Below are 10858 nucleotides of genomic sequence, written 5' to 3' on the forward strand. Positions count from 1 at the left end.
TAAGTATAATTGGAATGAAGAATATACTACTTATATTGTTTTTATTACTTTTAGGCCCTTGCCTGATTGCCCAGGAGTACATAACGATAAACGATAAGCCTTATCGTATCGACACATTAATTTATAAACATCGGGTAGGGCCCGGTACGGAGTATGTTTATGTTGATTTACCGGAATTTCCCTTAAAAATTCATGTACTCGAGATTGATTTGAAGAATCCGAATGTAATGTTGGAGACATGCCTGGGCGGAGACAGTGCTGTGGCAACCGAACGCCCTACCAGTATGGCTTTACGTAAATCGACCGAAGGACATAGCGTTTTTGCGGCGACCAATGGTGATTTCTATTTTTTTATTAATCCGGTAGAGATCGGTATACCACGTAGCGGGCAATTTACGGCTAATGAATGTATAACTAATCCTGTGGGCCGGGCTGCTTTTGTTCTGGATAAAGATAACCGTCCTTATATCGATCGGATTGATTTTTCGGGAACAGTGAAGAGTAAAAATCAGACGACCCGGTTACACACGGTCAATATGCAGCGTTTGGAATGGGAGCCGGAAGTGACGGATTTGCTTACACTCTACACCAATGCTTATGGAACACATACCAGCGGGATAAAAGAGGGTACGAAAGTCGTTATAACTCCCCGGAAGGGAGAAACTTTTTTCTTTTCTGCGAACAAGGAGATAACTTGTATTGTGGAAGAAGTTACGGAAAATAAAGGTTTCAGTCTGATTCCGGAAGGAAAGGCCGTGTTGCATGGGCGAGGGGTTTCTTCTGATTTCTTGAAAACTTTGCGAACGGGCGACGAACTGGTTATAAATCTTAAGACTGATTTGAGAAATAACCCAGGGGATTTATCCGACTTTAAGGAGTTGATGGGAGGGAGCGACCATATTCTATTAAGAAACGGAGAACGTTATGAAGGTGATGAATCGGCCAATCCCCGTACCGGGATTGGATTCTCCAAAGACAGTACGAAAGTTTATTTAGTCGAAGTAGACGGGCGGCAAAGTATTTCAAGGGGAGTTACACTTTTTGAGTTTGGTGATATATTCAAAGGTATCGGTGCTTGGAATGCGGTCAATATGGATGGAGGTGGGTCTTCTGTCATGATTGTAAACGGAGAAGTCAAGAACTCTCCTTCGGATGGTGCTGTGCGTCCTGTCGGTAATGGCATGTTGGTTGTCTCAAATGCTCCTGCTGATCGGGAAGTTGCTTCATTGGCTTTTGCACCGGTATCTTATGCATTACCGACATGTGGCTTTTTGAAGCCTGTTGTTTATGCTTACAATAAATATGGCGATCTCTTGGATAAGGATTTGCGAGGTGTTTCGTTTTCCTGTAGTCCGGAGATCGGTCACATTACCGACGAAGGAAATTTTGTAGGGTCAGAGGTTGCCGGAACCGGAACATTGACGGCGGAATACAATGGAGTGAAAACTTCGGTACCGGTTTCTTTGGTCGAATCTGTTTATAAATTGCGGTTGGATTCTGTTTTGCTGAATCATCAGTCAGAGTATCACATCGAATTGTTAGCTCAGGTGGAAGGTAAAACACAGCAGATTGCTTCGGAATTATTGCAATGGGAGATTGATGCTCCCTCTGTGTGTTCGGTTTCGAATGGGGTACTGAAAGGACTGTCAAACGGTGTAACTTATATTCATGGTTCGTTGGGCGATTTTTCATGTACATTGAAAGTAAAGGTTGAAATTCCGGTTGAATCTACATTGGCTATGCCTGTGTTGGGCACACCTTCATGGACGGTTAAAAGTACTTCGAATCTGAAGAATATAGTACTGGTGCCGGATGGAGTTGAGTATACTTATAGTACCGGCCGGTCTCCATATATAGAGTTGACGAATGATTTTTGCCTATATAGTCTGCCTACTTCCATCCGATTGGTATTAAATGCTGGAAATGCCGGTTTAAACAAGGTCGTTTTGTCTCTGCGTTCAAATGATAAGTCGGTTTATACTCCTTATGAATTTGAGGAAATACCCAAGAATGAAGATAAAGAGATCAGTATACAAATTTCTGATATTTTATCGGATGTGGATGATTTGGCCGGATATCCTATACATTTCCGTTCAATGAGGTTTGCTTTTACATCTGATAATCCGGTTGGGCCCAATAAGATACAGATTAAAGAGATGATGATGGTATATGATTATATGACGGTAGGCTTCGATCGGCAAGAAAAGGCGGAACGTTTTTCCGTATATCCGAATCCGGCCAAAGGGGAGGCGTTCTTAAATATACAGACGGATCGGCGGTCGAGTGTAAATTTAAGAATCTATACGACTTCCGGGAGGCAGGTTGCTTACAGGAATTATGGAATATGCGATGGAAGAAATCTTGCTTTGCCGACAAACGGGCTGGATAATGGTACTTATTTGGTGAAAATCACAGTGGATGGTGAAACAGAGACTATCAAACTTATTATTCATCATTAATAAAGAGATATTAAACATTAATAGTATGAAGATGAAAAAAATATTAGGGGGATTACTGTTGCTTTGCGGCGCACAGTGGGTTTATGCCGGAGGATATATAACGATTACCGATAAACCGTATTACGTGGATACCCTTGAACATAAAGTCGTGGGCCCCGGAGCAGTCTATACCTCCCTTTATATTCCGGATATGCCGGTTTATGCCTATATCTTGAAATTGGATATGCAAAATCCATACAATAAAATCGAAACATTTTTGGCTAATGACAGCATACCGGGGACGGAATTGGTGACTCGTGCCTGTGAGCGTCTGACGTATGAAGGGCATAAGGCTTATTGTGGAATCAATGGTGATTTCTTTAACGTAACGGATCATAAGGAATTTCCATTAGGAGCTCCTCGTGGGGGGAGTATCAGAGATGGGGAGATACAACGTGAACCACGGGATGCTTGGTGGGGATTTGCTACGATAGATGCCGATAATATTCCGGTATTCGACCATATGGAATTTGAGGGGACAGTGAATGCCGGGGATGCCGGAGTTTATAAATTCCAGCACGTCAACATCCCCCGTGCCGATTGTGATGCTTGTGATTTGACTTTCTTCAATCGTTATGCAGGAGAGAGAACCAGACAGGATGAAAACTTCAGTGAGATGTATGGGGTAGAACGTACGGAAGTATACTTGAAATTGGCCGCAGGGGAAAAATGGAAAGTAAATAGTCCTGTTCAATGTATAGTCGGGCGGAGGCTTGAAAACAAAGGGGGCAATCCGATTGCCGCCGATGAGTGCGTGCTCTCGGGAACAAGTGAAAAGTCCAGGGCCTTTTTGCGTAATTTGACTGAAGGGCAGGAAATTTCCATTCATATGGGAATACGTTGTGTGAACTTTGGTACGTACCCGGAAATAGAACAAATGATAGGAGGAAATACGGCATTGATGTATGATGGTGTATTGACCGAACGTAATACGACTGAAAGTTACAATGCTGTTCCATATCCGCGTACGGCCGTAGGAGCATCTAAAGATAAACGCTGGGTATATCTTTTGGTGGCAGATGGGAAAACTTCCACTTCCAGAGGCTTGACCACAACAGAGGTATGTGATATCTTGAAACATTGGGGTGCGGCAGATGCCATAGGACTCGATGGAGGAGGTTCTTCAGAAATAATAGTAAACAACAAAGTAGCCAATCGCCCTTCGGATGGAAAAGAACGCGCCGTAGGCAATGGCTGGTTGGTGGTAGATTTGTCTCAGGAATCTCCGGAGATTGAGCGTTTACGTTTTTTGGATTATAAATTCGAGTTGCCCAGACATGGAATTATAAAACCCGTCGTGATGGGATATAACCGGTATGACCGCCTTTTGGAGGAAAATCTGGAGGAAGTGACATTCTCCTGTTCTCCGGAACTTGGGCATATTGATGATGCCGGTAATTTTGTTGTTTCGGGAACGGCTTCTTCCGGTATTCTGACAGCTCATTACGGTGACTTGGAGGTTGCTCAAGAAGTCACGGTAAAAGAAGCTGCAGATTTGGCTATTCGTCTGGATTCGGTACTTCTGGATGCAAGAACAGCCTATCCGATCGAAGTACAAACCACACTGGAGGGAAATAAGGTATTGATTGATCATAATGCTTTGAATTGGGTGGTAGCCGATGAAAATGTATGTAAAATAGAGAAAGGCATATTGACTGCAGTTGCAAATGGTACTTCTACAGTAGTCGGTACGATGAATGATTTTCAAGGTTCTTTAAAGGTGAATGTCGAGATACCACAGGCAGGTTCGTTACCGGCAATTGACTTTACCGATCCTTTGTTGAAGTTGACTTCCAATTTGAAAGGTATTTCGATGAGCGGAAATGATAGACTGAACATAAATTATACCTATGCAACAACCCGTTCTCCGTATTTTCAATTGACGAAGAAGATAAACCTGTATAGTTTGCCTAAGGCATTGAAGATTGTATTTAATCCTCACGAACTGCCTTTAAATAAAATCGTACTGGATCTCCTGCCGAATAATCAGTCTTATGCTGTCATTAAAGAATTCTCGGATATAAAGGCGAATGAGGATAATGAAATCTATTTGCCTGTGTCTGATATAGTGACGGATCCTAATGATATGGCTATCTGGCCTCTCCAATTTAATTCGTTGAAATTTACTCTGAACGCTTCCGGACATAGTGTGGGTACCGAATATACATTTGAATTGAAAGAGTTTACTTTGATTTATGATGATCAGGGAGTCGGGTTGATGCCTGATGAAGCCGGTAGCAATGAAATGAAAATATGGAATGGTACAGACGGTGTTTATCTATATTTGGCTATGGATGAGGGTGTTCCGGTAATCTATGAAATCTATTCGATTGCCGGAAGAAAGCTTAGAATGGGAAATCTGGGTATTTGTCAGACAGGTGAGTTTAAATTGAATGATGGTGGCCTCGAAAGGGGAATGTATCTGTTGAAAGTTTATAAAGGGACTGAAACGGCTGTTTTCAAATGCATGAAACGTTAATCTAAAAAATAGGTTTATGAAGAAAAATTATTGTTTGTGGATATTACTGTCCTGTAATGTCTTTCTTGCTCAAGCCCAATTAGTAAAGGTAGAGCGGAGTTATAAAATAAATAAAGAGACACCGGGCTTTTATCCTGTTTTTAGTAATGACGGGAAGGAATTGTTGTATACCTCCGAAAATTATAAGGGACTATTCCTGTACGACCTGAAGAGTAAAACCTCTGATGTGATAACCGAAGTGGACGGTGCAGGATATAATCCGGCCTTTGACCGGAATGGCGAACAAGTTTACTATCGGGCCACGGAGAAAGTGAATATGCGCCAGCAGAACACATGGATGTGTTATCAGCGGAAAGAAGAAAAAAATGTGCGTTGTGCAGATGCAGCGACTGCGCGTCCGTTGTCGGCGCAGCGTTTAGGAAGCCCGATGGGCAATACACTGACGGCTTATACGGATAAACTATGCCTGATCGTTGAAACGAATGGATTGAAAAACGTATTACATCCGTTGGAAAAAACGGATAGATATTTGTGGGGGAGTTTGTCTCCGGATGGAAACAGAATACTCTTTACTGCCGTAGGTAAAGGAACGTATGTGTGTGATTTAAAAGGAAAAGTACTTGCAGAGATCGGATATCTGAATGCACCGGTATGGTATGATAGGGATCGAATCGTTGGAATGGTAGATAAGGATAATGGAGATTATATAATTTCATCTTCTGTTGTGATGGTTTCTGCTGATGGCAAGCAACGGCAGATACTGGTACCATCTACGGAGAAAGCGATGTATCCTGCTGTGAATAGGTTGAGTGGAAGAATAGCCTATAATACGTTGGAGGGTGATATAATTGTATTAGAATTGGAAAAGTAATATGAGTATTATGAAACATATATGTTATCTAATTATAGCTCTCTTTCTGTTGAATGCAAATAAGGGCTATTCCCAAGATTTGTCCGGAGTAACAATATTGGTAAACCCCGGGCATGGAGGATTTGACAGTGATGACCGGAATATACCATTTGGAAAATTCAAACCGGGCGATCAGAATGGTTTTTGGGAGTCTCAGAGTAACTTTGATAAAGGAATACAGTTGCGTGAGCTTCTTGAAAATGCGGGAGCTACTGTGGTGATGTCTCGTTTGTCAAATAACCCCACCGTTTATAAGACGGATGAGGCCGGCAACATTGTAACGGATGAGGATGGGGACCCGATTATTATCTATACGGACGACACTCCATTGACACAGATTGTCCGGATGGCTAACGAAGCCGAAGCGGATTATATGCTGTCGATTCATAGTAATGCCGGGGTCACGAATTATGTATTACAACTATACGCAGGTGTAGATCCTGGGGATACTCATGTATATCCTACTGCCACTCCTTTTTCGGACCGTAGTAGAGAAATCAGTACGGTGATTGCAAAGAATCTTTATGAAAACGAGGTGAATAGTTGGGCATCCGAATATACGGTCCGTGGCGATAAAACATTTGGGCGTACCGTTATGGGGTGGAGTAATGGATACGGTGTGTTGAGAGGGTTGACTGTACCCGGATGTATATCAGAGGGCTCGATGCATGATTATATTCCTGAGACCCGCCGCCTGATGAATATGGAATATAAGTGGCTGGAAGCATGGCATTTCTACAAGTCTTTTTGTGAAATATTTAATGCCGGTACCATTCCGACGGGAAATATTGCAGGAAGTGTACATGATAGTAGGAATAAAGATATGGGAAGTCATGTCAAGATCAGAAATTCGAAAGATGAACTGTTGGCGTTGAACAATGCTGTCGTTACCGTGGATCCGGGAAACCTGACGTATACAACAGATGATATAGATAATGGAGTATTTGTGTTTAAGCAACTGGCTCCCGGAAAATATACGGTAAATGTGGCGGCTGATCAGTATTTTGATAAGACGTATGAACTGGAGGTGAAGGCAGGTGAGACATCTTATTTGGACGCACGCCTGGATATGCAACGTTTGACTCCCCCGGAGGTGATCAACTATTCTCCGCAGGTCGGGGAAGACGAAGTGGTGGAGTGTAATACGAAAATCATATTTGAGTTTAATTGGGATGTGGATGTAGAGTCGGCCATAGCGGCATTTTCAATTACTCCCGAGGTGAAAGGTTCCATTGTGTTTGAAGATAGTCAGCATCGGATGATTTTTTCTCCGGATAAACCTTATGAGATTTCGACGTTGTATACGGTTAAACTGGATAAAAGTCTGAAACATCCGGGCGAACTGTCGATGGAAAATGACTTTAGTTTTCAGTTCTTCACCAATAATCGCAATCAACTGGAACTTTTAGGCTGTTACCCGACTCCTGGAATGGAATATGTCAATTATGGTACGAGTGCACCTTTTGAATTCAGATTTGATAATAAGTTGAATTCTACTTTGGCAAGAGATGCTGTTAAAATCTATGATTCTAAAGGAGAAGAGATATCTAAGGTTCCTCGTTCTATTAAGGTAAATTCGGTTAGTGCTCCTTACGGTTCTTTGGCATTTACGCTTTCGGGCGGATTGATTGAGAATGAAACGTATAGGGTCGTTATCGATCGCAATATGGTAGATGTGAACGGTATCGATATTGTAGAACCGATGGATTATACGTTTAAGGCGGTAGATATAAGAGTTACGGACCGAACAGTGGGAATGGACATGGAGGCTACGGGTGCCTTTACCTACTCTTCGGAAAATAGTGTGGAAGTGGCTTCTGCAAGTACCTCCCGGAATACGTCCAAAGTGCTGTTCGGGGCGGCTTCTTGTCTGCTGAAATATACCTTTGCGGCCGATGAGGCAAATGGGGTGGTTGCTTATCAGACAACGGCCGGATTCCCAGTCGATGCAACCCGGGCAATCGGTATGCATATTTTGGGTGATTTGACGGGAAATGAAGTTTGGCTACAATTATCTTCTGCCGACGGAGATGTGCAGGAACTCAAACTGACCGATCTCACCTTCTGCGATTGGAGTTTTGTGGAGGTCTCTTTAGATGCTTTGCCTGCGGGGAAGACATACACATTTACAGGTTTGAAAATTAGGCAGAAAGAACGGCCTTTGACGAATACCGGAACTATTTATATAGATAATGTCTTGGTTTACGACAATACATTGACATCGATAACGTCTGAAACGGTTTCGACTTTCTCTTTCAGTTATATTGCCGAGACCAATGAAGTCGTGGCGAATAGTGAAGAAATCGTATGTATGAAATTGTATTCTTTATCGGGCAAGTTACTGCGGTATGTGGATACGTCTCGAATGAGTCTTGGCGGATTGCCAAAGGGCATTTGTATAATGGAAGCCGGTTTTAGCTCAGGGGGAACTGTTTCACAAAAGATATTCGTGGGAAATTGATGTTGATTTTATGGTGACGACCGGCAGGCGTATGCCGGCCGTCACTTCATCTATAATTATAGGATGGAAATGAAGAATATATTTTTGTTGTATGTGGCATTGTTGATTTCTGCTCCGACTTTGAGAGCTCAGGAACCTTTATGGGGAACTCCGGATACATTGGAACATTATACGTTGGGAGCCGGTGTACAATACACAAAGATTGCTTATCGGGATAAGCCTGTGTTAATGTGGGTTACTACTATTGATCTTACTAATCCTTATACGCAAATAGAACAAGTGCAATCACACAATAAAGTACCCGATGTCTCTCGGGAAACCGTGATGAGTATGTCAAGAAGCAATACATACCCGGGACATCGCGTTTGTGCGGCATTCAACCATGATTTCTTTGTGTATGAATCCGGGGTGTGTATCGGTGTTAATATTAGCAATGGCGAGATACCCTTTGCTTCCGGAAGCGGACGCTCTATTTTTGCAATCTCACAAGAAAAGACTGCTGCTGTGTTTTATCCGTCTTTGATCTCGAAAATTCTTTTGAAGGATGGTAGTGAAGTAAATATAGATTATTATAACTCGAGTGCTACGGCTCTGGTAGGTAATTGTATTCTATTCAATCGTATGAATTCCAGGATACTGACAGACCCCGGTTTGTATATTAAGATAAAACCGTTGGATACCTGGACGGTGAACGGTAATGACATCCGATGCGAGGTTCAGGAGGTCTCTGATACACCGATACAGACATCGGCTACCGAATATGTAATCTATGCCAGAAATGAAAGTGTGCAAAGCTTTGAAAATAAAATTAAGGCAGGAGATGTTATAGCTGTTTCCCAGAAGTTTGTAAAAGGAAAATTCGGTGAACCTTTGAAGGATATTGTTGCCGGTTTTCATGGTTATCCGAGCATTGCCTACGAAGGGAAATTACACGATGGGGAATACAATGATTTTGAGAATGGCCGTGAGTTCGAAGTTTCTGCGCGGGTAATGGCAGGCATGTCTCAAGATGGAAAAACGGTGTATATCGTGACTGTGGAAGGTGGGACAAAAGAAAGTCCTGGAGTGAATTGTATTGACATTGCAAATTGGATGTTAGCTCATGGCTCCTGGAATGTTGTCAACTTTGACAGTGGCGGTTCTGCAACGATAGCAGTTGATCATGAAATGTTGAATTATCCGATGCGTGGAGGAGAAATTCGTCCGGTAGCCGATGCTTTATTGGTCGTATCTACTGAACCGGAATCAGAGACCGTTGCTTCTTACTCTTTTGTAGTTCCTAACCTGCATACAACGGCTGTGTCATTGAATCCGTTGACTCTTTTATCTTTTAATGAATATGGTAAAGTTTTGGAGAAAGGCGGACAGGGATTTACTTACCGGTGTATACCGGAAGATATGGGATACGTGGATGCAGATGGGGTATTTCATGCTGCTTTAAATACTACAGGAGGGCGTATTATCGCATCAAAAGATGGGAAAGAAGCCATTCTGAATGTTTTTGTATCTCCGGTTTCGGATGTACAGGCATATCCTCAAAGTCTATTGATAGACGGTCATCGCGAATTTCCGATAAGGATTGATGCAACATCGGGAAATAAGGTTTATCAGTTGGACCCAAGTGCTTTTATCTGGACTTCTTCGAATCCGGATTGCTGCCGGGTAGAAGCCGGAATAATAAAAGGAGTGGCCAATGGCGAAACAGAGTTGCAAGGTACTTTGGAGGATTTGAGTGTGTGTGTGAAGGTAAAAGTTGAAATCGCCGATGAAGACAGGATACAGGAGACTTTTGCAGATATGGCGTCATGGCCGATGAAAACGACTGGTACATTCTCTAATCTGAGGTTTGAAAATTACGGGTTACCGGTAGGATGGGATAATGGGGTCAATATGGTATTTGATGTTAAAACCGGCCGTTCGGCATATATTGAATTTACCAAACCTGTGACTTTTTATAGCTTGCCCGATTCTATTTCTTTTCGGATGTTTGTGAAAGACGATCTGGTTAAAGAACTTTACTTGGATTTTGCTTCGAACACAAAAGTCAGTTTTGAAAAGGTGAGGTTGGAACCTGCCTGGGGGATTGACTCTGTGTATTCCATATCTTTTATGGATAACGGAATCCCATTAGACCTTATAGAATATCCGTTGACCCTGACCGGTATGAAGTTTTATCTTAAGCCGGGGATGACCTTTACCGATACAAGAATCTCTTTTAAAGACCTTACGGCCCATTATCCGTTATCTCAAGGGGTAGGGGTTTCTGAAACTCTTGTCGATGATGCTGTTTCGTGGTTGAATTATTCTGGTGGAGAGGCGATTTTACATTATTCTTTATTAAAAGCGGGAACGGCTTCTATTTCATTGTGGACAGCCGATGGGCGAAATCTTATGAGCCATCTTACGAATCGTTTGCTTGCCGGAAAATATACATATAATGTACCCCTTCATTCATTGGACAGTGGGGTATACTTCTTGTCTGTATTGATAGATGGCAGGAGGGATACACA

The 10858-nt window shown here is 42.4% G+C and carries 5 protein-coding genes; all 5 read left to right on the plus strand.

What is annotated here, in order from left to right:
* The first annotated feature begins 14 nt into the window (after positions 1–14).
* Positions 15–2459 (plus strand): phosphodiester glycosidase family protein, encoded by a 2445-nt coding sequence (locus QVP90_RS07170; RefSeq protein ID WP_021936050.1) that lies wholly within the window; start codon positions 15–17, stop codon positions 2457–2459.
* Between the two features lie 25 nt (positions 2460–2484).
* The gene (locus QVP90_RS07175) at positions 2485–4977 is read left to right on the plus strand and encodes a phosphodiester glycosidase family protein (protein ID WP_021936051.1); all 2493 of its coding nucleotides are present in this window, start codon (positions 2485–2487) and stop codon (positions 4975–4977) included.
* 16 nt (positions 4978–4993) lie between these two features.
* Complete coding sequence (locus QVP90_RS07180) at positions 4994–5848, plus strand: PD40 domain-containing protein (RefSeq protein WP_007479052.1); 855 nt, start codon at positions 4994–4996, stop codon at positions 5846–5848.
* Positions 5849–5858: 10 nt separating this feature from the next.
* Positions 5859–8348, plus strand: a complete 2490-nt coding sequence (locus QVP90_RS07185; protein ID WP_021936052.1) for an Ig-like domain-containing protein — start codon at positions 5859–5861, stop codon at positions 8346–8348.
* Between the two features lie 69 nt (positions 8349–8417).
* Positions 8418–10858: phosphodiester glycosidase family protein (locus tag QVP90_RS07190; RefSeq protein ID WP_288204011.1), on the plus strand; the 2441-nt coding region annotated here is incomplete at its 3' end.

Source organism: Bacteroides sp. CAG:189, assembly GCF_000432295.1.
Classification (GTDB): Bacteria; Bacteroidota; Bacteroidia; order Bacteroidales; family Bacteroidaceae; genus Bacteroides; species Bacteroides salyersiae.

Coding starts and splice junctions, on each gene's coding strand:
- QVP90_RS07175 (WP_021936051.1), top strand. CDS start 2,485: ATGAAGATGAAAAAAATATTAGGGGGATTACTGTTGCTTTGCGGCGCA.
- QVP90_RS07185 (WP_021936052.1), top strand. CDS start 5,859: ATGAAACATATATGTTATCTAATTATAGCTCTCTTTCTGTTGAATGCA.
- QVP90_RS07170 (WP_021936050.1), top strand. CDS start 15: ATGAAGAATATACTACTTATATTGTTTTTATTACTTTTAGGCCCTTGC.
- QVP90_RS07180 (WP_007479052.1), top strand. CDS start 4,994: ATGAAGAAAAATTATTGTTTGTGGATATTACTGTCCTGTAATGTCTTT.